Source organism: Parasphingorhabdus sp., assembly GCF_965233695.1.
Classification (GTDB): domain Bacteria; phylum Pseudomonadota; class Alphaproteobacteria; order Sphingomonadales; family Sphingomonadaceae; genus Parasphingorhabdus.
The window spans coordinates 2,907,672-2,933,076 of sequence record NZ_OZ247497.1 but is presented as its reverse complement, the minus strand read 5'-3'; the positions used below and the strand labels follow the sequence as shown (position 1 = coordinate 2,933,076).

Genomic DNA, 25,405 nt, shown 5'->3' with positions numbered 1-25,405 from the left:
CAAGCGCTGGCAAAGGCAGCGCATGACATTAGATAAAAATTTCGACCCGGCGGCCATTGAAGCACGCTGGTATGCACATTGGGAAAAATCCGGACAGTTTCGCCCTGAACGCGGCGATGCGGAGCCGTTTACGATCGTCAATCCGCCGCCCAATGTCACCGGAAGTTTGCACATTGGTCACGCGCTCGACAATACACTCCAGGATATCATCATCCGCCACGAACGGCTGAAGGGCAAGGATGCGCTTTGGGTTGTCGGCATGGACCATGCGGGCATTGCGACCCAGATGGTTGTCGAGCGGCAGATGGAGGAGCGGCAGGACAAGCGCACCAACTATACGCGCGAAGAATTTGTCGAAAAAGTCTGGGAATGGAAAGAGGAATCCGGCGGCGCGATCACCGGACAGCTGCGCCGTCTCGGCTGTTCAATGGACTGGTCCAACGAGCGCTTCACCATGGACGATGGCATGAACGCAGCCGTGCTCAAGGTGTTTGTCGATCTTTATAATGACGGCCTGATCTATCGCGACAAGCGATTGGTGAACTGGGACCCGGCTTTGAAAACCGCGATTTCCGATCTGGAAGTTGAGACTGTCGATACAAAAGGCAGCTTCTGGCATTTCAAATATCCGCTGGCTGATGGCGTGACGCTCGATAACGGTCAGGATTACATCGAAGTCGCCACCACCCGGCCCGAAACGATGCTCGCCGATATGGCTGTCGCCGTTCACCCGAGTGACGAGCGCTATCAAAGCGTCATCGGCAAAGAGATTGAGCAACCGATTACCGGACGCCGTTTCAAGATTGTAGCGGACGAACATGCCGATCCGGAACTGGGCAGCGGTGCGGTGAAGATCACGCCGGGTCATGACTTCAACGATTTCGAGGTCGGAAAACGCGCCGGGTTTGCGGCGAGCGAGATGCTCAATATGCTGGATGGTGAAGCAAATGTTTGCCAAAGCGCTGACGGGCTGATTCCGGAAGAATTTATCGGCCTCCACCGGTTTAAGATAGAAGGTATGAGCGGCGCGCGCGAACTGGTGGTGCAGCGGATGAAGGAACTCGGTTGCCTGATCCCGCATGTGACCAAGAACAAGGACGGCGAGACGCAAGAACATGATGCCGAACCGCGTACCATTGCGACACCTTTTGGTGATCGCGGCGGCGTAGTTATTGAACCGTGGCTTACCGATCAATGGTATGTCGATGCCGAGGCGCTGGCACAGCCTGCGATTAAAGCCGTGCGCGATGGCAGCATCGAGATTGTTCCCAAGACCTGGGAAAAGACCTGGTTCAACTGGATGGAAAATATCCAGCCCTGGTGCGTGTCGCGCCAGCTTTGGTGGGGACACAGGATACCGGCCTGGTTTGACGATGCTGGCAAAATCTATGTCGCGGAAGATGAAGCCGCCGCGCAGAAACAGGCCGGCGAAGGTGTCGCGCTTACCCGCGATCCCGATGTGCTCGACACATGGTTCTCCTCTGCCCTTTGGCCCTTTGGTACCCTAGGTTGGCCGGAAGATATGGTGCCAGAAAAGCCCTCTCCCCTTCAGGGGAGAGGGTTGGGAGAGGGGGAGTCTCACGATGCTTCCGATACCCCCCTCTCCCCGGCCCTCTCCCCTGAAGGGGAGAGGGAGAGGATGGTTCCTCGTCCCGGCTTGCAGGGCATCCAGTTTATGAAGGATGTGCCTTGGAAGCGGCTCTATCTCCACGGGCTGGTGCGGGCCGAAGACGGCTCGAAAATGTCCAAGTCCAAGGGCAATGTGGTGGATCCGCTCGGCCTGATTGATCAATATGGCGCGGATGCGCTGCGTTTCTTCATGGCGGCAATGGAAAGCCAGGGCCGCGATATCAAGATGGATGACAAGCGGGTTGAAGGCTATCGCAACTTTGCGACCAAGCTCTGGAACGCCTCGCGCTTCTGTGAAGTGAACGGCATTGGCGCGAGCAAGACTCTGCGCGCACCAGAGGCCAAGCTGCCCGTCAACCGCTGGATCATTTCCGAGGTGACCGAAACGCTCGCTGCACTCGACAAGGCGCTGGGTGATCTGCGCTTTGATGCGGCGGCCAACACGATTTATCATTTCACCTGGGACCGGTTCTGCGACTGGTATCTGGAGCTGATCAAGCCGATTCTAAGTCAGGCTGAAAAGCCCTCTCCCTTCAGGGGAGAGGGTTGGGAGAGGGGGAGTCTCACGACGCTTCCGATACCCCCCTCTCCCCGGCCCTCTCCCCTGAAGGGGAGAGGGAGGTTGACGAAACCCGCGCCGTTGCCGGTTGGGTGCTCGACCAGATCATTGTGATGCTGCACCCGTTCATGCCGTTCATCACCGAAGAATTGTGGCACAGCATGGCTTCCGAAACCGGTGGTCGGAACTATGACCTGATCGTCGCGAAATGGCCGGAGCCGAAAGCGGAAATTGATGCTGACGCGAAGGCAGAAGTCGACTGGCTCATCCGCCTGATCTCGGCAACCCGTACGGCTAAGGTCGAACTCAACATCGCGCCGGGGACCAAGATGACCGCCCATGTGCGCGATGGCGATGAAGCCTTGCAAAAACGCATTGCGCGGCAGTCTTCGGCTCTGGATCGTGTAGGTCGTTTGGAGAGTTTCTCCTTCGACCCAGCCCCTGAGGGCGCGACCGCACAAATCGTTATCGATGGCGCAACCTATGTCCTGCCATTGGCTGGCGCGATAGACATTGATGCGGAAAAAGCGCGACTGAACAAAGCGCTGGAAGCCGTGTCCAAGGAAGCCAAGTCGCTTGAAGGCCGTCTCGGCAACGCCAATTTTGTCGAGAAAGCGAAACCGGAAGCGGTCGAAAAAGCCCGCGCCGATCTGGCCGACAAAAGTGCGGAGGCCGAACGTTTGCAAGCCGCGCTTGCCCGTTTGGGGTGATGATTTCACGCGAAGAGCGCCAAGATTTTTAAGAGGGCAGTTTGGAAGTCGATCTTGAGGATATCGCCAGCCGGGTCATTGATGTGGCTATGGGGGTTCATATTGATTTGGGGCCGGGCTTGCTGGAATCGGTTTATGAGCAGGTTCTTGCTAACCGATTGCGCAAGCAAGGCCTGAAGGTTGACCGGCAGATGCCGGTTGGTACGCGGATTGACGGTTTGGATTTTCCCGACGCATTTCGTGCAGACATATTTGTGCAGGACAGATTGCTGCTGGAAATTAAAGCCGTGGAACGGCTTTCTCCTATTCACACCCGCCAGACTCTAACCTATCTGCGACTCATGAAGCTGCCATTGGGTCTACTTATCAATTTCGGCGGCATCACCTTGAAAGAAGGACTCAAACGCGTAGCGAACAACTACCGCCTGCCCTGATCCGCTAACCATCAATCTCAAGATCTTTCGCTAACTTTTTCAAAATCTTAGCGCGCTTTGCGTGAAACCCATCCGTAGAGTCATTCTCGCAGGTAGGAGCAGTAGTTTCACGCGAAGAACGCTAAGATTCTAAAGAGGGCAGCTAAGTGTTTGATTTGAAAGGGTTAGCCAGGCGTGTGATTGATACGGCTATCGCCGTGTGTTTGGATTTGGACGATGTCATGTCGCTACAAAGTTTCAATCGCGCAGCGAAAAACGACCGCTTACCTTAATCCCTGATAACCAACTGCAAACTCCTTCGCTAACCTCTTCAAAATCCTAGCGCCCTTTGCGTGAAATCAATCCACAACTCGGTTCTAGAAAATCCAAGGTGAAATCATTCTCTCCCCTGGAGGGAAGAGCTTTGGCAGGAAATTTCTAGTTTGTATCGCCGCGCCGCATTTTTTCTGCGGCTCTGCGCATTTCCGCTGCGCCCTCGCGCATTTCGGCAGCCCCGCGGCGAAACTCAGGGGCTTGCTTCAACAGCTCGTCCGCCGTCATATTCCCTTCGTTCCACTTGTTCCGTTTGGCAGCTTCCGCCTCACGAAAGGCTGCGTCACTTTCCAGTCGGTCGGCATAGGCTTCCATCTTGTCGGCACCGCGCAGCATTTTTTCTGCGCCTTTTTCCATGCCTATTGCACCTTTAGCCATGCCGTTGGCGACCCTGGCCTCAATCTTCTTGGCCAAGTCTTTGCTCCATTTTTTGTCGAACTTATGCTCACCATCATGCGCATTGCCGGCGGCGGGCGGGATTATCGATGCCATGGCTATGACCGCCAGTCCCGCAATTGCTCCCGTAAATTTTCCATTGGTCATCTCTGTTCTCCATCCAATCGGACCAGGCATCATGCCCAGTCTATTGACTACAGATGTAATCGAACAGCATGGCTGTGCTATTGCTGTTCGACCAACAACCTATGAACAAAGACAAAAGTCAGATTTTGATTTAGCGACCCTGGCTTCTCCAGCGCTTGATAACCCGCTGGATAATTTCGTCTTCACCGCCCTGATCACGCCAAAGTTCGGAGAAGAGCGGATCTTCGGACGCCGGACGTTTTTCTTCCGCGAGTGTATCGAGCGATACGCGGATCGGAATGGCAACACCCTCGCCGCAACAGATAATCTCACGGTTTCTGAGGGCGGGAATGGAATCGAGGAAACCGCGCGCACCCTCTGGCATGGCCGCTTTGACAAAGGCTTGGTCACGATCGTTGTTCAGACGCATGGAAAGAATGGTACCGCATTGTGACAGCACGCCCTCGGCCAAATCCGATGGACGCTGCGTAATCAGGCCCAGCGAAACGCCATATTTACGGCCTTCCTTGGCGATCCGGCTGAGAATATCGCGGACACTGCTTTCACCAGCAATATCGTCATTGGGAATATAACGGTGAGCCTCTTCGCAAACCAAAAGGATCGGTCGCTGCGGCTCATTTTTGGCCCAGATCGAATAGTCGAAAACCAGCCGGCTCAAGACGGCCACCACGGTCGGTGTGATCTCTGATGGTACCGCCGATACATCAATGATTGAAATCGGCTTGCCATCCGCAGGCAGACGGAAAATCTTTGACAGGAAATCGGCCATAGTGTCGCCAACCAACATGCCCGAGAACATGAAGCTATAGCGGGGATCGGCCTTGATCTCGTCAATCTTGGTCTTCAGCCGCATGAAAGGCGCGGTATTGGTGGATTTGTCCAGCTTACCCATTTCATTCTGAATGATATTGGTAAGATCAGAAAGCAGATAAGGAACCGGGCTATCAACGGTCAGTTTGGCAACACCCTGCGCTGCCTGACTCTTGGCTTTGGCAGCCAGCAGACATTTTGCCAGGATATCACAATCCATTTGCTTGGCGTCACCGGTCGATTGCACGAATACTTCACAATGTTCGCGAAAGTTCATCAACCAATATGGCAGGTTGAGGTTGTTCACATCAAACAGCCGGCCGTTGGTTTTGAACGCTGCGGAATATTCCCCGTGGGGGTCGATCATCAGGATGTGACCTTCCGGAGCGATATCACAAATCTTGTGCAGAATCAGTGCAGCCGATGTCGATTTACCGGTACCGGTTGAACCGAGCAGCGCGAAGTGCTTGCCGAGCATCGAATCCACATAAAGCGCACCGCGAATATCGTCGGTGGGATAGACCGTGCCAATTTCGACATTGGCGCGACCATCGGATGCGTAGACTTGCTTCAGGTCCGCCGTCGTGACCGCATAGACAATAGATCCGGGAACCGGATAACGGGTCACACCACGACGGAAGTTATAGATATGTCCGGTCAGCCGTTCTTCATCGCCCTCACCGAGAAAGTCGATTTCGGCGATGATAAGTCCGCTTTGCCCTTCATAAAGCTTTTGCGTGCGGATATTGGCGAGCAACCAGGTTTGGCCAACACGGATTTTTACCTGGCTACCGACCTGACCTGCCATTGTTATTGTCTTGTCGGGATGATCGCCCAAGCTGGTAAGAACAGCAGCATCCATAACGATGCGCGATCCTGATCCGGCAATCTCGATAACCTCACCAATCTTGTGTCCCTCGGACCGCTTCGGGGTCGGGGATGGTGCATGCGTCGCCACCGCTGGTGCCACATCTTCCTCATCAGCCTGTGGAAGCGGGCGAGCCGCAGGAAAATTATGAGAACCCATATCCGACATGAAGGCACAATCCTGTATTGTTGAACTGTCCCTCGAATTAAACCGACATGGTTAAGGAATATTTACTGGCATTTAAAAAAGGTAAATGGCGGCCCGATCTGGGTCTAAATCTTGCGGAAGAGATATCCGGCTCCCCAACCGAAGATGATCGATATCAACACGGCCAGCAATCCATAAACAAATCCGTTTTCCTGCGACAGGTTCGTAATGAAACGACCCATTCCGATTTTCTCAATCGTAATATCCTTGATCTCAGCCGCCTCCACGCGGCCATCAATGATCAGAAATGTCTCTGCGGAATATTCCCCCACCGGGACGCTTGCCGGCAGGTTGATCCGCGCCTGATAAAGCACCGAGTCAGTAATCTCCACGCTGTTGGGCAAGTTTTTGTAAAGCCTGCTACGGCTGTTCAAGTCCACAAGACCATCGGTAAAGCGGGTCAGTTCCTGACTATCAATCGCGCCAGCGGGTGAAAGCTGTAAATGATTGAGGCCTAGCTCGTAAATATCTGCCGTTTTGTCATCGACGATTTCTTCCACAGGACGCGACGATGCGACCGCGTAATAGCCTGGCGCAGACCGGAATTCACTGCTCGCAGCATTAATCCAGATTCCCGCCACCTGTTGCTTTTCGCGCACCACAATGGATTCTGTTGGTCCCTTTAGAACAACCACAATATCCGCCTGTTCGCGGTTGCGCGTACCGGGAGGATAGGTAATGGCACCAAATAACAGCAATTGGGCGCCGTTAAAATCGCCTTTGATACTGATCTTGTCCTGCGACACATCCGGCACCAATATCGGCGTATTTCCGGTCATAATGAACAGCATGCAGAGACCGCAAAGAGCCTTGCACCATCTTGATCCCAACCCGGTCATAACAGCTGCACCGTGTAAATCTCGTCAGGTTGAAAGCCCAGCCCAAGCGCCATACGGATAGCAACCAGCAAGACCATTATGGCAAGGGCCAGGCGCAGATATTCCGGCCGCATCCGCTGAGCAAATTTTGCGCCCAGCTGCGCCCCGGTCACACTGCCGATCAGCAGGAGCCCGGCCAAGACGATATCGACCGCTCTGGTGGTCATACTATGCATCATTGTTGATGCGATCGTTACAAAAAGGATTTGAAACAGCGACGTTCCCACAACAACCTGCGCGCCCATGCCAAGCAGATAAAGCATCGCTGGCACCATGATGAAACCGCCTCCAACGCCCAGCAGCATTGTCAAAATGCCGGTTGCCAGCCCCAACATGAAAGGCGCGATGGGGGAGATATACAGGCCTGAACGATAAAAGCGCCAGCGCATTGGCAGATTTGCAACCAACGGATGATGGCGTCTTTTGCGGGCGGGGAGCGGCTTGCCGGAACGCACCGCCTTGACGCTTCCCCATGCTTCCCTGGCCATCATACCGCCGATGCTGCCAAGCATCAAAACATATAGTACTGATATTACGGTATCAATCTGACCCCATCGCTGTAAAATCTGAAACAGTCCCGTGCCAATTAGCGTACCAAAAATACCGCCAACCACCAGCACGGCTCCCATCCGGAAATCAACGCCCTTGCGCCGCATATGGGCAGCAACGCCCGAAATACTTGCGCCTGTTACCTGGGTCGATGCCGATGCTGCGGCCACCGTGGGCGGAATGCCGTAGAAGATCAAAAGCGGTGTCGTCAGGAACCCGCCGCCAACGCCAAACATTCCAGACAATATGCCTACCAGCCCACCCAAAAGTACGATGACAAATGCATCAACGGACAAATTGGCGATGGGGAGGTAAATATCCATATTTCCAACGACTAATCCCTTTTCGTTACGGGATAAAGAGACTTGATCCAATCCAACATAAGAATTCTTCTTTGGCGTAGCATGAACAGCAACCGAATAACGTCAAAAGCCGGTCGATATAGTGACAGCGGCACCGGAACCGGGATGCGCATTACCGCCGATGCGTTCCCGCCAATCAACCGAAACCTGCATATTCACGGGCCCCACAGGGATATGAAACTTCACGCTCGGACCAACATCGATCCGCGATGCCCCTTCCTGCCCGCTGGTCCAAATCGCCGCACCGGCGGTTAGTTCGCTGTCTTGATGGTCCAGAATTCTCGTCTGTAACGCAGCCGAAGCATCATAGAAGTAACTATCATCACGCGCGAACACGAAACCCATTTGTCCGTATGTTTCCAAACTGGTTCGTGGCAATAGCTTGTCCGGACCCGTACCTCCGGCAATATATAGGGCCGTTCCGCGTATGCCATTGTCGCGAGGCCCGAAACGTTGTTCCGCAAACAAGGAAACGGGAAGGCTCCCGAAAGGTTTGGCCTTGATGCCGAGTGCCAATTCCGCCTCTCCAGGCGATGCAAGCGCTGTGGACGCCCGCGCAAAGGCCGAGACATTGCTTACGCTATCTCCGGATATCCTGCGGGTGAGAATTGCGCCGGCCTGGCTCGCCCCATATTGCGGAATATTAAACTCGGATATCGGAACTCCCGACCCGGCACTTTCCGGATCACTGCCTTGCCTGACATAAAGCCAGAAATAGCCTGAAAGTGCATCAGATTTCCGGGAATCCGGCGTCCCTAGGCTGGGTTCAGATATTGACCTTGCCAATACCAATTGTGAATTTCCCAATGTCACGTTTCCGCTGTTGGCCGTCTGACCGGTAAGTACCAACCGCGATTGTGGCAAAGTTTGATATGACAGCATCATCGGGCTATTCAAGCCCGGCTTTTCCGGAAGATTGGCGTCAACCCGATCATAAGCACTGCTATTTGGTAATCCGGTTGATCCCGCGCGATAAATGCTACCATGTTCCGCGTCAGCAACTTGTCGAGTTAGGGCATCAAACCAAGCTATCGGGAGCTGATAGACAATCGAACCGATCGGCATTGATGGCGTGGAAACCGCGGCTTGGCCAATGGCGCGTCCCATAACCCAAATGGTCAACACAAGCAGCAAGGCCTTAAAAGGCTGGCCGGGACGAACGACAATCACACTATCATTCATCGCGAATGATTGTCCGGGCCGGTCTCAATTGTCGCACATCCGCTGAATCGGGATGAAAATGCTCGGTTTTTTCCCACTTCGGCTGAACTCCCGCCAAGCTTCTCAAATATTGGAACAGGGCTCTGCGTGCTGCCAGAATATTGATCATATTAGCGACAAGGGTGCGCGGTACGGACCATAACGCCTCGCGCAATCCATAGAGCTGAAATACAAAATAGCCCTTGAACGCCAAGCGCCAGAGAACGAACAAGGCATTGATACCCAGCATCGCGATAAGCAAATCGGATATCGGATCGGGCTGATAAAAACCGGCTAATTGCAACAGATACAAAAAGCCGGTCAGCATGATCGCAAGATAGGCAATAGCCAGAACAAAGGCGGCAAAACTGGCCTTTCGATCCCTGAATCGCATCCAGTTTTCTCGCCAGCAACCCTGCCACCCCAGCCGATCCCATCCCGATAAGGCGATCCCTATCACCCATCGGCTTTTTTGCCTGATAGCGTCTTCAAACTTGTCCGGGAAAAATTCCTGCGTTGCCACCCATTGGCCGTGCCGATCCTTTAGCCGAGCAAAGATCCCACGCGCATTCCCTTGCGTCAATTGCAAGCCGATCTCGTAATCCTCGGTCAGACTGGTTGCATCGAATGGCTTCCCGTTCGTCAATACTGCCAGCTTGCGCAGCTCGTCGCGCCTAAAGGCACATCCTACACCTGCGGAAGGCAGGGATACGCCCAATGCTTCGCGCAGCACCATTTGCTTGCCATGCATTTCAGCAAATTCATCACCATAATGGCCGGCAACCCAGATCGATCGCGCAGCACGGCGTGGAATGACCGGAATTTGGACGAGTGATGCACGGTCTATCAGAATATCGAATAGATCCAGAGCTTGAGGATGCACGAGGTCTTCGGCATCCTGCAAAATCACGGCCTTATAGGAAATCGATTCCAGAACCTCATCCTGACACAATGCATGCCACAGGCGATTGAGACAATCCGCTTTCGATGTCGGGCCATCATGATCGCATATGACGATACGGACGCGATCAATACTGCACGCGGCCGCAGCAACAGCCGCAATCGTTTCTCCATCATTGGGATAGCAACCGACATAAAGGCGATAATTCTGATGAGGCCAATGGTCCAGGCAACGCCGCACCATTGCCCCAATAACCTCAGCCTCCCGCCATGCCGGGCCAAATATCGCCAAAGGGTTGTGATCTTTGGAAGGCGGCAATTGGTCTATCGTCACCCGATCATGATGATGGCAAGCCAACAGCTTCCGTTTGAGGCTATGCACGATCCAGAAGCCATCGAAAATGACATCATCAATAGCGCCCAGAATGAAGCAGATACTGGCAAACAGGAGCAATTCTTTTTGCACCAGATCGACAATCGGCAGGATATACTCGCCCATATACTGGCGCACTCCAGTAGATTAAGCACCAAATCCAATTTTACCCCAGCCCCCGAAATGGCCTTCAACAGGCGCCTGTTCTGGCGAGTGCTCTTTGGGATATATCATGATGTAAATTGATGTAAATAGATTTATTCGATCTATATAAAAACATTGCAATGGGCGCTGGACTTGCGACGCAGTTCAGGCCATCACATGCAAAAATAATCTCAGGAGATCATATGAGTGCAACTCAGGCCCAGGGCTCACCCGTAACAAACACCGGACAGGCATTTGGTACGAGTGGTTATCGCAACTATGTGCTCATCTCCTTGATGCTCCTCTACACATTGAATTTTATCGACCGGATCCTGATCGGGGTCGTGGCGCAACCAATTATCGAAGAATTCAAACTGCAGGACTGGCAATTTGGCCTGCTCTCTGGTTTTGGATTTGCATTGATGTACACCGTGATGGGTATTCCCATTGCAAGACTGGCCGAGAAATGGAACCGGGTTAAGATTATCGCAGCCAGCGTGGTTCTATGGTCGCTGATGACAGCCTTGTGCGGCATTGCCGGCAGCTTCTTAGCGCTATTGGTTTTTCGGATCGGTGTCGGCATTGGCGAAGCGGGACTGACCCCTGCTGCCAACTCCATCATTTCCGACTATTTCCCGCCGCGCAGCCGGGCACGGGCCATTGCCATCTATACGATGGGCATCACTTTGGGCGGAGTGCTCGCAAACGCTTTTGGCGGGCCAATTACCGAGATGTTCTCATGGCGCGAGGCTTTTCTGGCGCTCGGTATCCCCGGTATCCTCTTTGGCCTGATATTCCTTTGGACGGTGCAGGAACCACCGCGCGGCTATGCTGATCCACCAACCGCGACCAAGCCTGAAAAAATGGGGATTGCCGACACTGTCAAAGAACTGTCTGCCAAACCAACCTTCTGGATCAATATGTTCGCCGCTTCTTTCGTTGCCTTTGTCGGCTATGGCGTCAGCAATTTCCAAGTCGCGTTTTTCCAGCGCGTTCATGAAATGTCGATATCGGAAGTGGCACTGCAAATCGCCGTACCGCTTGGCCTTGCTGCCTCCTTTGGCGCGTTTATAACCGGGTATCTGACCGAGAAACTCAGCGGCCGCTATCCCAATTCTGTCGCCTGGTTGCCGGGTATCATGCTGATTGCCTGTGTACCGCTCTACTGGATTGGGTTCACAACAGAGAGCGTTCCCTTTGCATTGGGTGTTCTCATTGTTGGTGCCATTCTCCACTATGGTTATCTCGGCGCGCAATATACCATCTGCCAGGGCGTTGCCAGCCCGCGCTCCCGGGCAACAGCGGTTGCGCTGTTCCTGTTCGTCGTCAACCTGATCGGCTATGGCTGTGGCCCGCTGGCCATCGGTATATTGAGTGACATTCTGATGAGCGCTGATCTCGCCGCTTCGCAATTTGCCGCCGAACTGACGCCGCAAATATGCAAAGGCAGACCGGAAGAGCTGATCGCCGCTCTCGGCGCTGACAAGGCACAGGCCTGCCTGACGGCAAGTGCCGAAGGATTGCGCTGGTCGATGATATATATTGTCAGCATCTTCTTTGTCGCCGGCGCGATGTATGTCTACGCCTGCAAGACCCTGCAGAAAGACCTGGTCGCCAAGATGAACTGATCATCCAACCTACATTACAAAGAGTATCCGATGTCCAAACCTGAACCCTGGCAGCTGTCAAAGGCCAGCTATCCCTTTTCCAATGTCACCCAGACGCGCTTTGGCGATATGGACCTGCTTGGTCATATCAATAATGTCGCGATGGCCGATCTGTTCGAAAATGGCCGGGTCCGCTTCAACCGGTCCATGGGTATGGAAAATCGCGCAGAGGGGGACCGCTGGCTGATCGCTGCGGTGCAGATCAACTATCTGCGCGAGGCCCACTTCCCCGATGATGCGGAGATTTGCAGTGGTATTGGCCGGATCGGCAACTCATCCTGGGACATCCTGTCGGCCGCGTTTCAGAACGACCTATGCGTCGCGACCTGCACCACGACATTGGTCCTGACCAATCCGCAAGGTGCCAAAGCGATTGACGCGGAGTTTCGGGCGGTGCTTGAAGCGCAGATGGTCAAGCGCGACTAGTTTCTAGTCGTTAAAATTGGCCGCGCGTTTCTGCATGAAGGCCATCACGGCCTCTTTCTGATTGGGGCCCTTGCCGACCTTGTCCTGCTCGGCGCTTTCCATCATCAGGATCTCGTCTTCATTCATATCGGGCAGCTGGTTCATCAACCGCTTGGCGGCCTTGATTGCATCCGGATTCTTGCCTGCAATTTCCGCCGCCAGTTCCATCGCCTTGGCATGCGGATCATCGGCGAGATGTGACACAAAGCCCAGCTCCTTGCCTTCCTCGCCAGAGAATATCCGGTTGGTGTAGGTCAACTCCCGCAAGATATCATCGCGCACAAAGCTGCGCCAGGTTGTGTAGCTGCCCATGTCCGGGATCAGGCCCCAGCGCATTTCCATGATCGATAATTTGGAGTCCGGCGTCGCTATCCGCACGTCCGCCGCCGAAGCAAATTGCAGGCCGCCACCAACACAGGCACCATGGATGGCCACGATGACCGGCGCGGGCAACCGCCGCCACTGCAGCACGACATGCTGATATTTATTCGCATTGCCATAGCTGCGGTCGGTCAGACTGCCGGTTGTGCTCGACTGCGTGAAGCTCGCCATATCCAGCCCCGCACAAAAGCCTTTGCCATTGCCGGACAACACGATCGCCCGCACATCCTTCATTTCGGCAAGCTTGTCCGTTGCGTCAATGATCGCGTCAATCTGCTCCGGGTCGAGCGCATTCATCTTTTCCGGCCGGTTGAACCGGACGTCGGCAATATGATTTTCAACCGAAATTGTGACGCGTTCTGACATGGTTAGGCTCCGTAGCAGCTGGATTCGTTTACGAGTTTCCCACGAGTTTAATCGCTCGATTAACCAACGGCAACTGATCATTGCCAAAATACATCCGTTCGCCATCTCCGAAAGGCACAAATATGCTAGGCGACCCATAGGCACCGCGAGCGATGGCTTCCTCTGTATTGGCACGCAGCCGGTCTTTCACGGCCTGTTCCTGCGTTCGCGCCACAAGCGCCTCCCCATCCATACCAACCTCATTGGCAATGGCCGCCAATACCGCCGGATCATCCAGATTGCGCTGATCCGTATAATAAGCGTTGAAAGCCGCCGTCGCGAATTTGTGCAATGCGGCCTGATCTTCCTCCAAGGCACAACAGGCGCGCATGGCGTGGACCGATTTGACCGGATGATGCTCGCTCGGAAAATTCATCGGTATCCCGGCCAGCGCGGCCCAATCCTTCATCACCCGAAAGCTGTGCACAAATTTCGGATTGTCGGGATTTTCGCGTGCAGAATAGACGCTCTGGTTCACCGCGTTGAAGACACCGCCAACCAGAAACGGTTTCCAGACGATTTTGGCACCGGTGTCCGCAATGATGGGCTGGATATTGTGAAAGGCCAGACAGGTCCACGGGGACGAGAGGTCGAAATAAAAATCTACACTTACGGTCATATATTCACCCTTTTTTCCGATACTGCCGTGCTCCTGCGCAGGCAGGAGCCTATCTCCAGTTCGCGAATAACTGCACAAGCGAGAGCTGGACCCCTGCCTGCGCAGGGGCACGGTGGCTTTTCATATCCAAGCATCATTCCTTTATCCCGAATAGCGTCTTGCGCACTTCGGCATCATCCTGCGGGTTGCGATTAATCTTGTCGCGGCCCAAAGCCATGCCGCGCCGTAATCCCTCGCGCTGCTTCAGCTCCTCATACCAGCGCTTCACGCTGGCAAATTCCGCCAGATCAATTTCCTGCCGCTTGTACGTCTGTACCCACGGAAAGCAGGCCATATCGGCAATGCTATAATCCTTGCCGGCCAGATAATCATGCTCCGCCAGCCGCCGATCCATCACCCCGAACAGCCGCAGCACTTCGCCACGATAGCGCTCGGTGGCATAGCTAATCCGCTCCGGCGCGTAGAGTTTGAAATGGCCATGCTGCCCCATCATCGGCCCCAGCCCGCCCATTTGCCACATCAGCCATTCCGTCGCCGCGATCTGACCGGGCAAATCATGCGGCAGGAACTGCTCCGCCTTGTTCGCCAGATAGAGCAGGATTGCGCCGGTTTCGAAAACGCTGATCGGCTCATCGCCTTCGATCGGGTCATGATCGACAATGGCGGGGATCCGATTATTCGGGCTGATCGCCAGAAAATCCGGCTCAAACTGCTCCCCTGCGCCGATATTGACCCATTTGACCCGATAATCGAGCCCGCATTCCTCCAGCATCACGCTGATCTTCCAGCCATTGGGGGTGGGCGCAAAATAGAGGTCAATCATTACGGCAAAGCTCCCGGCAGAAATTATACAATTAATACGCAAAATGGCGGTGAAATTCGGTTCAACCGAGCATAGACGTCGATGAACGGAAGCGGGGAATCAATCAGGCGCGTACTGGACATAAGTCATGGTTGCACAAAAGGGCGGCTGTAGGACAGCAAAATATTGCACTGGCAGAGGCTGGTGACCGAGGGCTGGACGCCGGGCGCAGAACGGTTAGGATGCGCATTGATATCCCCAATAGAAAGGAAGCCCCATGTCCATCAATGTCATCTACAAAACCAGCGCCACCGCCACCGGAGGCCGCGACGGATCAGCCAAATCGGATGACGGCACGGTCGACGTCAAACTGGTCGTGCCCAAGGAAATGGGCGGCCCGGGCGGCGACGGCGCCAATCCCGAAAAGCTGTTCGCCTGCGGCTATTCCGCCTGCTTCCTCGGCGCGATGAAAGCGGTATCGGGCAAAGCGGGCGTCAGCGTCCCGGCCGACGCCACGGTCACGGCCCATATCGGCTTCGGCCCCCGCGAAGCCGGCGGCTATGGCATCACCGCCGACCTGGAAATCAGCCTGCCCGGCGTCGATCAGGCCGACGGCGAAAAGCTGGTCCACGCCGCCCACGAAGTCTGCCCCTATTCCAACGCAACGCGGGGCAATGTCGATGTGGGACTAACCGTGGTGTGAGCTGCGGTTGAGGGATTAGACGTTGTTATGAGTTAGTGTCCGCTTTGGGCGCAAAGCGGACACTAGGATTGCTGCCCGTTCATTGATCTTATATGGAAGTCTTGCACCAAAGATTATTAGATCGGAGCTTGGGCATTAACTCGAACATCTCAGTTTGGCACCGAGCGTTTGACTGTTTTCCAGATTTAGATGGAAAACATGCAGACTATTTTTCATCTGCTGCGATTAGTGTCTGGATCAGGGTGGAAGATAGCGCTGCCCCGACCGAACACACAGATAAAATCAATTCCAAGTTGAGGAGCGAAGGTTGGGTTATTGCTTCTGAACTGACAGATTGGTCGAAAGAACCGAGCGATAGCAATGAGTTTGTTGATCAAGCTTTGCTGGATGGCTTTGTGGCTAGGGTACATCGCGTTGAAACGGAACATGTCCTGCTATTTGCTGATTCCAAGGCATCAACTTCAATGACCGAGCAATTGTCAGGTTTCATTGAAAAAGTAAACGGAACGGGGCTGTTGTACTCACTCTATTCCGAAAAGCATGATCAATATGCTAACGGCGTGGCACCGTCAGGAGCAGAGTTCCTTCCTTTGTGGAGTTCCAAAGATGCGATTGCAAATTGGATGATAGACTATCCCACATATCAAATCACAGAAATTGATTTGAACACCGTCAAAAACTTGATTTTGCCAGAACTCAATTCGGAAATGATGAGTGTCGCGATGGGGCGCGGTGACGACGAATTGATCTTGGTGCATCCACTATTCTTTAAGCAGCAGCTACCGAAGATTCACTAATGCACGCTAGCGTCCGCTTTCGAGATATTGCAGACATACCGCCAACTTCTGCTAAGGGCGCAAATCGGAACAATGGAGTTACGAACTGATGATATTCCCCGATGACGACGACGGCAGGGTATTGAAGGGCCTTTTTGAAAGCGGGGTAGACCTTCAGAAGCCTAGGTTGATTGAGTTCTATTGCTATTGCAAAGAGCATCATGTGAAAGAAATCGCTGACAAATTTGAAGAGGCAGGTTTCTCACCGGATATTTTTGAAGATAAAGAAAGCGAAGATACTGCGACAAGATACTCCATCTACGGCTCCAAAAAAATGGTCCCACAATACGACAAGATTATCGGCATTCAAATTCAGCTCAATGAAGTTTTGAAGGAGTTTGAAACCAAATGTGATGGTTGGGGGACGTTGAGCACCCCTTCAGAACAATGAGCAACTGCTAGTGTCCGCTTTCGGGATTTAGCAGCCACAGCGCTAGTGTCTGCTTAGGGCGCAAAAGCGGACACTAGGAAAAGCAACCTGGTTGACAAATTGCCAAACTATTTCACCGCCGTTAAAGCACTAATATGGAACCAAGTTTACTTTTATTGATTTGTCTAATTTTCGCGTTGGCAATAGGAGTTTTAGTCAAGCTTCTTCTTCAAAAGTACATTTCTCGTAACAACCAAAAATACCAAGTGGTCGATCCCAGGCCAATTGCCTCAGAGGCCCCATACACTTTCTTTTTGCCATCGCCTGCTGAGCTTGCGGCAATCCAAAAGGGGGACATTGTCAAACTTATGTTTGAGTACTCGCATCAGACCGAGACATGGGATGTTGAACGCATGTGGGTGATCGTAGAAAAAATGGACGGGAAGCTTGAAGGGGTTTTAGACAATGATCCTGACGAGCCAACTTCGCCACTCCTGGCAGGTGATCCGATTGTGTTTGATCGCCATCAGGTTATTGATATTCTATGGGATAACCCTGAGCAAGCGCCTGAACCAATCGCCCGCCGCGAGTATTGGGATCGTTGTTTGGTCGACGATTGCGTTCTGGACGGTACCGAACCTATTGAGTTCATCTATCGCGAAGAAGCGAACATGGATGTAAAGGGTGACGAATATTCAGACAGTGGTTGGCGCATCCGAGGTCGAATGGGAAATATGACGGATGAAGAAGCAGAAGCGCGGGCGGTGCAGTATGTCGCAATTGGTGCTGTCCTTAACAAAGACAATAGCTGGGAGAAAATGGTAGACGCACCAATTGGTACGCGGTTGATCCGGAACTTTTCAACAAATGCTTATGAGGCAGAAGACTGATTGGTTGCATCATGTCGTAGCATGAACTTCACCCGGAACTAATACGCGACCACTACTACTCGAACAATCTACGCACAAAATTGATCGAATGCATCACCGAGATGTATCGTAAATCGGAATAAAAACGACCAATCTAATGTCCGCTTCCGGGATATAGCGGACACTAGGAAACAGCCAAAAAACTGTTATTGAGCATGAGGAAAATCCGAGAAAGAAAGGTGCAGAGCATCATAACCGACAATTCAGATTGGTGGATTCCCGGCAAAAAGGTTGGCATCTACGTGTTGGGCAGCAATATTCATGATACTGAAGGTTTCCTCACAGACCATATACTGCAGAATCAATTCGCTGAGAAAACTGGCGATCAGATTACGCATTGCTTTGATACTCCCGGAGAATCGTACTCCATCTCCGTTGAAGCTGGGGTAATCGTGTCTATCACATGCTACAGAGAATTTTTGTTCAATGGCAACGTTATTGGAACAACGGTTTCGAGCCTAACCGACGGCTTGGTTGATATTTTCGGGAACGAGAAAGCAGAATTTTACCGAGATACCGACGTTGAATATGACAATGGTGATATCCAGCATAATGTGAACTTCGACGACTTAAATATGTTTGTAACGGTCGATCAGGATGATGTTATTTTATCGGTGAGCACATATTTTGGCTGAGTGGCAACTATGAAATAGCTAATGTCCGCTGAGGGCGCAAAAGCGGACATTCGAATGTTACTTCATGAGTAGCAGCAACCCTAAAAACCTAGACTTATACCGGCGCCCAGTGACGTTGCTTCAGGCCCGACAAAGCCAATGCTTTGCGTTGCGAAAAGACTGAGCCTCAATTGATCCGTTATAGCGAATGACGCAGATGCGCCCAATTCCGCCCAGACATCTCCTTGCCCCGGTTGGTTTCGGATGGCGACAAGCTGTGCCATGCGGGATCCGCCGGCGTTGCTCCCCGGGGAAAATGCCGTACTGTTGGAGCTGGCTACCAATGCCACATAGGGGGAGACGCCATGGTTTGCATCATTGCCAAACAGATGCGTGTAGGTCAGCGAAAGGGTTCCGCTGACTCCCTCTTCTTTCTCCTCAACCGTGGCCTGACGGCCGCTGGGCAAGACAACCACCCGACCAATATCAACGCTGTTATAATCCACAGCGATGGACGGAGATAAAAAGCCGTCTTCGCCAACGGCCAGATCATAGGTTACAGAACCGCCAATGCCGAAAATATTGCCATTGCTGTTCACGATGACTCTATTGCCGTCATTGCCAATAAGTTCATCGTCAAATTTCCGGCGACCGATCGATATATAAGCGTCCAAGCCGACTTCATCGAGCCCAATCCCGCCAGAAAGCCGCACTTGTTGGCTGCTGGCGGGTACAGCAAAAATTAGCCCCTGCGCATCACCCGCGTCCACCAGCGTGCCAGATAGCTGGACATAGCCATCACCAATATTGCGGGTGATAGAGGCGCTGGCATAGGTTTGATCATCAACATCGCCGACCAAGGTCGCTCCGCCGGAAATGCCGACCCGCCATTGGTTTTCGGATTCATTTTCAGAGGCCAAAGCCGGGGCCGTGAGCATATTCATGGCCAATAGAATTGTGATTTTTTTCTGCATAAATCCCCCATATTTCTGTGACTTGCATCATAGAAACGCAGCATTGTTGAAAATCCTTCAAAAAATTTCAAAGGATTTTAGACTTTGTTGCGTATTAACTTTGTCGGCTGCATAATTTGGCTCGATACGGAGAATGATATTTTGGAAACGGCAAGGTCTAATGATTGCCCGGATGACGATGCATTAATGCGTCGCGTGTCCGTGCGGGATTCGGACGCATTGCACTCCATTGCCGATTTCTATGGTGATATTCCTTTTCGTATTGGTTGCCGCATGCTCGCGGATCCGGTCGAAGCGGAAGATATCGCGCAAGAGGCTTTGCTGAGACTGTGGCGACATGCCGACCGCTGGGTAGAAGGCGGTCCGGGTATTGCAGCATGGCTAAGCCGTGTCGCGATGAATCTGTGTCTCGATCGGTTACGTAAAACAAGGCGCGTTAGCGATGAAGATATTCCAGAAACTGCCGATGAAGCCCCATTGGCCGATGCCGCAATAGAAAGCGATGAAGTGAAGCAAGCCGTCGTCGATTGTATCCAGTCATTGCCCGATCGCCAGCGCGCTTCGGTCATCCTGACCTATTATGAGCGCTTGTCGAACAGCCATGCTGCGGACCAATTGGAAATGAACATCAAGGCCTTTGAATCGATGCTCTATCGGGCGCGTGGCGCCTTGAAGGGCTGCGTGGAAGGCAAAGGGGTCATTTCGGCAGATGTAGAGAGAATACACCCATGAGTGCAGATTTCTCTCCCGCCATGCAGGCAGCGTTGGATCGCTTTGAGGTGCCCAACTTGTCGGACGGCTTCGCCGATCGCTTGGTGGCGCGCGCGACGGCGGAGGCCGCTGTGGAACGCAAAGCGGTTCCGCGCAGGCGAGCGAATAGCCCGTGGAAGCGGATAGGTCAGACCATTGCTTCGATCGGCATGGTCGGTTTTCTCTCGGCAACCGCCGCTGCCATGGGTGCCTTTGGTGAGCCGGTGGAAGTGCCGCTCATTTCCAATGTCGCACGCGAATGGAATCTTGTGGAGGAGCGCGCTCCGATAGCGCGGGCAATCGTGTCCAACACCAAAGACTCGACCCAAATGGCTCCTGACACGGTCGGTGAAACGGAATCGGGAGCAATCGATAGCCCAGCCAAGCGAACCTTGAACACGATCATTGAACATCCCCGGTTCGAGACGCTTAGTCCGCGCCAGAAGCGGGTTGTTTTGCGACGCGCATCGAGAAGGCTTGTGGGGTCGGGCAGGTCGAGCCGTGACGATATCAGGTCGGCCTTTCAGGATATCCGCACAGAAAGACAGGAGGCGGGTCAAGCCGTAACGCCGCAGAATCTAGGCAGAGCAGCGAGAATGAAGCAGCGCATTGACAATGCAACGCCCGAGCAAAAAGCAAGGATAGCCGAACGTCTCGAAGCTTTGCCGGAAGAACGGCATGCGGTCATTAAAGAGCGCTTGGGGCTAGAGGACTTGCCTGCCGAGGCCAGCGCGGAGCCAAAGGCGGTTGCTGAGAATTCCATGGCACAAGCCACACCCGCTGTGGACGAGGCCGAAAGCAGTGTAGAGGCAACGGCCTTGCCGCCGGTAACCAGTGCCGTGCGCCAACAGCGTATCGATCAATTGAAAGAACGCTATCGCGATGCAACCCCCGAGCAACGCGCAATCATGGGCGAAAGGATGCAGGAGCGCCGGAATAAACTGAGAAGCAAGCAGCAGCGCGAGCGGCGGACAATGTTAAGGCGCAGAAAAAACTAGATTTTTTTCAAGTAAGAATAATTTCGAAGGGATTTTCTTCTTCCCCCGTTGAATAGTCAGAACCGGAAAATTCCGGCGACCATCAAAACGGAGAAATTAGAATGAAAAATTTTATATCCCTTTCCATCACAGCCATGTTGATCGCAACGCCTGCATCGGCAGAACGTTCCAAAACGGTAACGATCGACAATGAAAAGATAAGCGGCAGCAAAACGATTGTGCGTGATGGTCAAGGCAATGTTGTCGTTGACGGCGCATTGACCCGCAAACGGGACGGCGCCACCGCGACCCACAAATATGACCGCAGTCGCACCGAAAATGGCTGGACCGCCAGCGGCCAGCAGACCGATTTCCAAGGACGGTCACGGGGCTTTGATTATCAGCGGGCTCGCACAGAAAATGGATTTGAAGCCACGGGATCCGCCTATAATCGTCGCGGCGACGAATATGGCTATTCTGCTTATGGCCAGCGCGGCGAAAATAGCCGTGAGCGCGGGCGCAACGTGACGCGCAATGGCGCTGTGGTTTATGATCGCGTTGATACGGCCACCCGCAATGATGCCGGTCAGATTGTCCGCAACAGCGCAGTGACCCGCGATCCAAGCTTCCGTCCCAAGAAGAAGATTCGGCCGCTTCGGGTCAAAAATCCGAAGCCAGCACGGCGCTTGAAAAACCGTCGAGGCAATTAATCTGCGACGGGATGAGAATGGCCGTTCATACCCTCCCGGACGGCCATTCCTTCTCTCTCCGCAATAGAGGAGCAAAGATATGAAATCGATAGTTGTCATTATCAGCGGCGCCATATTGTGGTCAGCCCCAATGGCGGCGGCACAGACGCCGACTGCGCCGGAACTTCCAAATGCGAATGAAGCGCAAAACCTTCTGTCACCGCCACCTACCGCGCAAGTCGACACCACAGCCGCACGACCGCTGCAGAAGGTCAGACCGGACGGCAGTTCACAAAAGCCCAATTGGCGGCGCATCAATCACAAAATTAACAAGCGGGCAAAAAATGCCGTAGAAAATGGCGCCAATCCGGCACGGGTTCGTCAAAAAGTGCAAGCACATAAGCGGAGCCTATATCGGCGGTGGAGAGCTTCCCAATAATAGGCATCCCAAGACAAAGCCGGTCCCGCCCCTATGACGGCTTTTGGACGAGGGGTATCTTGAGAGCCTGAAGAAATTCAGGCTCTCTTTCTTTTTGGACTTTTACGCGAAGCAATGCTCCGGATCCCATGGTTTAGAGATATCCGCGTCCGGGATATTGCGGACATTTACTCGCATCCGGCTGCCAACCGAGGGTGAGCCGATAGAAGTTGTGCGGTCTCGATCCGAAACAAGCTGTTTCGAAACTTGCTGAGCACGAACATGAACTCACGGTCCTCGCGCATATAAGTATGAGCGAAATATCGTATTGGGACAAGTGATGGGATATCTGTTCCCACTACGACCTTTCTAACCTTTATCCTGCCGGTAGCCCAGCCATGGCCTAGAAGGTCATCTTCAATGTAGACAGCTTCGTAGTCTTCATTTTCAAGTCGCCCAATCAGAACGATGTCATCGCACCCATACCGCAAGGTTCTATCATCTGCAGACGGAAGTGTTGTGCATGCGACGGTCATCAAGCTTGCTAATAAGAGAGAACCCATGATCTTCATGGTTATCGAGTTACCAGACGGCGCACCACCAAACCACCAATTGTTGTCGTAACAACTCCTAATGCTAATGTCCGCTTTCGGGATAAAGCGGTCACAACGCCATCAGGAATGGATTTAAAAACCGCTATCGCCAATCGCACCGCCTGGATAATATATAACCATGGTTCAGAGAAATCAGCTAGAGACAGCCAAGCGGTCGACCAAAGCGATTTATGAGCGTCAGGCGCGGGTCTGGGACGAAGGGCGGTCGACTTCTCTATATGAAAAGCCTTGGCTGGATCGCTTTTTGTCGTTTCTGCCGCCCAAGGGAAGACTGCTCGATCTCGGCTGTGGTTCCGGAATACCGGTGGCCGGTTATTTTCTGGGCAAGGGATATGATCTGGTTGGTGTGGACTATGCCGACACCATGATCGCACTCGCCCGTCAGCGCTATCCGGAAGCCGAGTGGCCGAATGCGGATTGGATTGTCCAGGACATAACCCAGCTTTCGCTCGAGGGGCAATTTGACGGCATATATAGCTGGGATGGCTTTTTCCATTTGTCGATTGCGGAGCAGAGAGACGTGCTGCCCAAGCTCGCCAAACTGGTCAAAGCGCAGAGCGCGATGATGCTGACTGTTGGCACGGGAGAAGGCGAAGTGACCGGGACGGTTGGCGGTGAAACGGTTTATCACGCGAGCCTTTCGCCGGAGGAATATAAAGAGCGGCTATCCCAATATGGCTTTGAGAATGTTACTTTTGTGGCGGAAGATTCCGACAGCCTTGGTCGATCGGTCTTGCTTGCTTCGGGCAAGCGGGAATAGCGCGGCGTTCGGGCCGGAACCGCTGTTCAGCCCATGCCCGCGCCTATGTCTGGAGCGAAGCGTACATGGCGGCCGCCAGACCAAAACCGCGCGGATCGCCGAGCAAACCACTCTCCATCTTGTTCATCACATAGGAAAAGCATAGCCGGGCATCCTGATCGACTATTACCGAGGAACCACCATAGCCGCCCCAGAAGCAGGTATTCGGGTTAGGGCTGATCGGCAGGATGGCGCTGTTCAATCCATATCCCATGCCAAAGACAAGCGGCACACCCAAGACCAGATCCAGTCCTTCTGACTGCTTCTCAAATATGCGTTTGGTGCCGGCTTCCGACATGATTCTTTTGCCAAAGGCGGTGCCGCCATTGGCCATCGCGGTTTGGGCCCGGACGATGCTACGCGCATTTCCCTGACCATTGGCGGCAGGAATTTCTGCCGCGCGCCATGCTCTGTTTCTGGGTTCCGTGGCATCGACGGCGGGATTGGCGAATGTCCGCCCGGCGATGGTTTCCGGGTCAGGCGACACGGTCTCGCCTGGCGGAATGAGATTGCCAATACGGTCATCCAGTTCTGCGCCGGCGCCAATGTGAAAGTCGGCATCCATCGGCTCTGCTATTTCCTGGCGAAAAAAGTTGCCAATGGACTGGCCGGTCACGCGTCTGACGATTTCGCCAATCAGATGCCCCTGTGTCAGCGCGTGATAACCGGACCGCGTGCCCGGTTCCCACCAAGGCTCCTGACGGGCAAGCGCGTCTGTCATCCACTCCCAGTCATATAGCGCTTCGCCCTCGACCGGCTCGTTCATACCGGACAGGCCAGCGGTATGGCTCAGAAAATAGCGGACTTCGACGGCTTCCTTGCCGCCTTGTGCAAATTCCGGCCAATATTTGGCAGCCGGTGCGTGGAGATCAACCTCCCCCCGGTCTGCGAGCAGCAGCAGCGCCATCGCCGCCATGGTCTTGGTACTCGACCAGACATTGACGAGCGTGTCTTCCTGCCAGGGCTGAGATCGCTCCGCATCCAGATGACCGCCCCACAGATCAACAACAAAGGCACCGTCCAGCGTGATCGCTACCGATGCACCAACATCGCCATGTTCGCTGAAGTTATTTTCAAATGCGGTTTTGACCGCTGCAAAGCGGGGATCGCAATATCCGTTTATGTCGACCGTCATTGAAACTCCATTATTAGTGGTTGATCAGAATGTTACGAATGATGTTGAAGACGTACCGGCAAGACATGCTACGGATTGATGTCCGGCAATATCCATGGCCGCGACACAGCGAAACCCCTTCACTTGTCATCCTCTGCCTCATCCTCTGTCGGTGTCTCTTTGATTATATCGGAAAATTCGGTGATAATGGCCAAGGCTCCCCAGACTCCCAATGTTGGCAATAATTTGGGTGGGAGGTCTATGATGCCGTCGCTGGATTGATCCATGGACCACATTGCATAGAGAGTCAGACCCGCGAGAAATATGCTCCAATACCGGCGTTCAGAATAGGTCACGAAAAGAATGGCTGTTACAGCAGTGACTGTCAAAACAAGCAACAGCACATAATCCTTGGTCGGAATATCGCCAATGCTGCCAAGACTTATCCCGATTACGGCGCCGAAGAAAATATTGAGTGCATTGATCGATGCTTCATATTCCTTGCGCGTGAACTTGAAGAGATTGTTAAAACTGCCCAACAGCTTTTTCATTTGAAGTCGCCCCCATTCAAAGAGAAGATACTGGAAACCGGTCGCCCGCGACAGGCGACTAAATGGCCTATGCCCGCAATCGGCATCAAGAGAAAGATGTCTTGGCGATTGTTATCGCTGGAATGCTTGGCGGCCACCCATAGCCTGTAACTTTTTGAATGCCGGAGACGTATCTTGGACATGCTTCAAATAATATTTGACATGAGAACATTATTAGAACATTAAAGGTTCATAGAAAGAACATACGGGA

27 protein-coding genes are annotated in these 25,405 nt (G+C 53.3%); 15 read left to right on the top strand and 12 right to left on the bottom strand.

What is annotated here, in order from left to right; all coding sequences use genetic code 11:
- The first annotated feature begins 22 nt into the window (after positions 1-22).
- From ACO6S1_RS13915 to ACO6S1_RS13905, 3 genes are read left to right on the top strand one after another with little or no spacing between them, the layout of a single operon-like run.
- Positions 23-2,302, top strand: coding sequence for a valine--tRNA ligase (locus ACO6S1_RS13915; RefSeq protein WP_422343236.1), 2,280 nt, complete (start codon positions 23-25; stop codon positions 2,300-2,302).
- The gene (locus tag ACO6S1_RS13910; protein WP_422343235.1) at positions 2,281-2,898 is read left to right on the top strand and encodes a class I tRNA ligase family protein; all 618 of its coding nucleotides are present in this window, start codon (positions 2,281-2,283) and stop codon (positions 2,896-2,898) included. Before ACO6S1_RS13915 ends, ACO6S1_RS13910 begins: the two co-directional genes overlap by 22 nt.
- 41 nt (positions 2,899-2,939) lie before the next feature.
- Positions 2,940-3,332: a GxxExxY protein gene (locus ACO6S1_RS13905; protein ID WP_422343234.1), complete on the top strand. Its 393-nt coding sequence runs from the start codon at positions 2,940-2,942 to the stop codon at positions 3,330-3,332.
- A gap of 417 nt (positions 3,333-3,749) precedes the next feature.
- Here the strand turns inward: ACO6S1_RS13905 and ACO6S1_RS13900 are convergent, their stop codons facing one another.
- The 6 genes from ACO6S1_RS13900 to ACO6S1_RS13875 all read right to left on the bottom strand — a co-directional run bounded on the left by ACO6S1_RS13900 (position 3,750) and on the right by ACO6S1_RS13875 (position 10,460).
- Positions 3,750-4,187 carry a hypothetical protein gene (locus tag ACO6S1_RS13900; protein WP_422343233.1) on the bottom strand — a complete coding sequence of 146 codons (438 nt, stop codon included), beginning with the start codon at positions 4,185-4,187 and terminating at the stop codon, positions 3,750-3,752.
- Positions 4,188-4,317: 130 nt separating this feature from the next.
- The gene (locus ACO6S1_RS13895; RefSeq protein ID WP_422343232.1) at positions 4,318-6,033 is read right to left on the bottom strand and encodes an ATP-binding protein; all 1,716 of its coding nucleotides are present in this window, start codon (positions 6,031-6,033) and stop codon (positions 4,318-4,320) included.
- Positions 6,034-6,137: 104 nt separating this feature from the next.
- Positions 6,138-6,851 carry a TIGR02186 family protein gene (locus ACO6S1_RS13890; protein WP_422343231.1) on the bottom strand — a complete coding sequence of 238 codons (714 nt, stop codon included), beginning with the start codon at positions 6,849-6,851 and terminating at the stop codon, positions 6,138-6,140.
- Positions 6,852-6,907: 56 nt separating this feature from the next.
- Entirely contained in the window at positions 6,908-7,822 is a 915-nt protein-coding gene (locus tag ACO6S1_RS13885; RefSeq protein WP_422343230.1) for a sulfite exporter TauE/SafE family protein, read from the bottom strand.
- A gap of 102 nt (positions 7,823-7,924) precedes the next feature.
- Entirely contained in the window at positions 7,925-9,043 is a 1,119-nt protein-coding gene (locus ACO6S1_RS13880; protein ID WP_422343229.1) for a hypothetical protein, read from the bottom strand.
- Entirely contained in the window at positions 9,036-10,460 is a 1,425-nt protein-coding gene (locus tag ACO6S1_RS13875) for a glycosyl transferase family protein (protein WP_422343228.1), read from the bottom strand. The genes ACO6S1_RS13880 and ACO6S1_RS13875 overlap by 8 nt, the downstream gene beginning before the upstream one ends.
- A 221-nt stretch (positions 10,461-10,681) precedes the next feature.
- Between ACO6S1_RS13875 and ACO6S1_RS13870 the strand changes: the two genes are divergently transcribed.
- Positions 10,682-12,106, top strand: a complete 1,425-nt coding sequence (locus ACO6S1_RS13870; RefSeq protein WP_422343227.1) for a spinster family MFS transporter — start codon at positions 10,682-10,684, stop codon at positions 12,104-12,106.
- Between the two features lie 30 nt (positions 12,107-12,136).
- Positions 12,137-12,571 (top strand): acyl-CoA thioesterase, encoded by a 435-nt coding sequence (locus tag ACO6S1_RS13865; RefSeq protein WP_422343226.1) that lies wholly within the window; start codon positions 12,137-12,139, stop codon positions 12,569-12,571.
- A 3-nt stretch (positions 12,572-12,574) separates the two neighbouring features.
- On the opposite strand, the gene ACO6S1_RS13860 is transcribed toward ACO6S1_RS13865, so the two are convergent.
- The 3 genes from ACO6S1_RS13860 to ACO6S1_RS13850 form a co-directional block, all read right to left on the bottom strand.
- Complete coding sequence (locus ACO6S1_RS13860) at positions 12,575-13,357, bottom strand: crotonase/enoyl-CoA hydratase family protein (RefSeq protein ID WP_422343225.1); 783 nt, start codon at positions 13,355-13,357, stop codon at positions 12,575-12,577.
- A 28-nt stretch (positions 13,358-13,385) separates the two neighbouring features.
- Complete coding sequence (locus ACO6S1_RS13855) at positions 13,386-14,015, bottom strand: 2-hydroxychromene-2-carboxylate isomerase (protein ID WP_422343224.1); 630 nt, start codon at positions 14,013-14,015, stop codon at positions 13,386-13,388.
- A 133-nt stretch (positions 14,016-14,148) separates the two neighbouring features.
- The gene (locus ACO6S1_RS13850; protein ID WP_422343223.1) at positions 14,149-14,838 is read right to left on the bottom strand and encodes a glutathione binding-like protein; all 690 of its coding nucleotides are present in this window, start codon (positions 14,836-14,838) and stop codon (positions 14,149-14,151) included.
- A 256-nt stretch (positions 14,839-15,094) separates the two neighbouring features.
- Between ACO6S1_RS13850 and ACO6S1_RS13845 the strand changes: the two genes are divergently transcribed.
- From ACO6S1_RS13845 to ACO6S1_RS13825, 5 genes are all read left to right on the top strand, one after another.
- The gene (locus tag ACO6S1_RS13845) at positions 15,095-15,520 is read left to right on the top strand and encodes an organic hydroperoxide resistance protein (protein ID WP_422343222.1); all 426 of its coding nucleotides are present in this window, start codon (positions 15,095-15,097) and stop codon (positions 15,518-15,520) included.
- 128 nt (positions 15,521-15,648) lie between these two features.
- Entirely contained in the window at positions 15,649-16,317 is a 669-nt protein-coding gene (locus ACO6S1_RS13840) for a DUF2750 domain-containing protein (RefSeq protein WP_422343221.1), read from the top strand.
- Between the two features lie 88 nt (positions 16,318-16,405).
- The gene (locus ACO6S1_RS13835; RefSeq protein ID WP_422343220.1) at positions 16,406-16,747 is read left to right on the top strand and encodes a ribonuclease E inhibitor RraB; all 342 of its coding nucleotides are present in this window, start codon (positions 16,406-16,408) and stop codon (positions 16,745-16,747) included.
- A 134-nt stretch (positions 16,748-16,881) separates the two neighbouring features.
- Positions 16,882-17,616: an immunity protein Imm33 domain-containing protein gene (locus ACO6S1_RS13830; protein ID WP_422343219.1), complete on the top strand. Its 735-nt coding sequence runs from the start codon at positions 16,882-16,884 to the stop codon at positions 17,614-17,616.
- A gap of 218 nt (positions 17,617-17,834) precedes the next feature.
- The gene (locus ACO6S1_RS13825; protein WP_422343218.1) at positions 17,835-18,290 is read left to right on the top strand and encodes a hypothetical protein; all 456 of its coding nucleotides are present in this window, start codon (positions 17,835-17,837) and stop codon (positions 18,288-18,290) included.
- An 80-nt stretch (positions 18,291-18,370) separates the two neighbouring features.
- Here ACO6S1_RS13825 and ACO6S1_RS13820 read toward each other — a convergent pair whose 3' ends face one another.
- Positions 18,371-19,243 (bottom strand): autotransporter outer membrane beta-barrel domain-containing protein, encoded by an 873-nt coding sequence (locus ACO6S1_RS13820; protein ID WP_422343217.1) that lies wholly within the window; start codon positions 19,241-19,243, stop codon positions 18,371-18,373.
- A gap of 84 nt (positions 19,244-19,327) precedes the next feature.
- On the opposite strand from ACO6S1_RS13820, the gene ACO6S1_RS13815 reads away from it, so the two are divergent.
- The 5 genes from ACO6S1_RS13815 (at position 19,328) to ACO6S1_RS13795 (ending at position 23,451) form a co-directional block, all read left to right on the top strand.
- The gene (locus ACO6S1_RS13815) at positions 19,328-19,975 is read left to right on the top strand and encodes a sigma-70 family RNA polymerase sigma factor (RefSeq protein ID WP_422343216.1); all 648 of its coding nucleotides are present in this window, start codon (positions 19,328-19,330) and stop codon (positions 19,973-19,975) included.
- A complete protein-coding gene (locus ACO6S1_RS13810; protein ID WP_422343215.1) occupies positions 19,972-20,991 on the top strand; it encodes a hypothetical protein in 1,020 nt (339 codons plus the stop codon). The genes ACO6S1_RS13815 and ACO6S1_RS13810 overlap by 4 nt, the downstream gene beginning before the upstream one ends.
- Positions 20,992-21,092: 101 nt before the next feature.
- A complete protein-coding gene (locus ACO6S1_RS13805; RefSeq protein ID WP_422343214.1) occupies positions 21,093-21,680 on the top strand; it encodes a hypothetical protein in 588 nt (195 codons plus the stop codon).
- A gap of 79 nt (positions 21,681-21,759) precedes the next feature.
- On the top strand, positions 21,760-22,098 hold the full coding sequence (locus ACO6S1_RS13800; protein ID WP_422343213.1) for a hypothetical protein: 339 nt from the start codon (positions 21,760-21,762) through the stop codon (positions 22,096-22,098).
- A gap of 711 nt (positions 22,099-22,809) precedes the next feature.
- Positions 22,810-23,451: a class I SAM-dependent DNA methyltransferase gene (locus ACO6S1_RS13795; RefSeq protein WP_422343212.1), complete on the top strand. Its 642-nt coding sequence runs from the start codon at positions 22,810-22,812 to the stop codon at positions 23,449-23,451.
- A gap of 43 nt (positions 23,452-23,494) precedes the next feature.
- Here the strand turns inward: ACO6S1_RS13795 and ACO6S1_RS13790 are convergent, their stop codons facing one another.
- Entirely contained in the window at positions 23,495-24,625 is a 1,131-nt protein-coding gene (locus ACO6S1_RS13790; RefSeq protein WP_422343211.1) for a serine hydrolase domain-containing protein, read from the bottom strand.
- 119 nt (positions 24,626-24,744) lie between these two features.
- Positions 24,745-25,155: a hypothetical protein gene (locus ACO6S1_RS13785; RefSeq protein WP_422343210.1), complete on the bottom strand. Its 411-nt coding sequence runs from the start codon at positions 25,153-25,155 to the stop codon at positions 24,745-24,747.
- Positions 25,156-25,405: the final 250 nt, after the last annotated feature.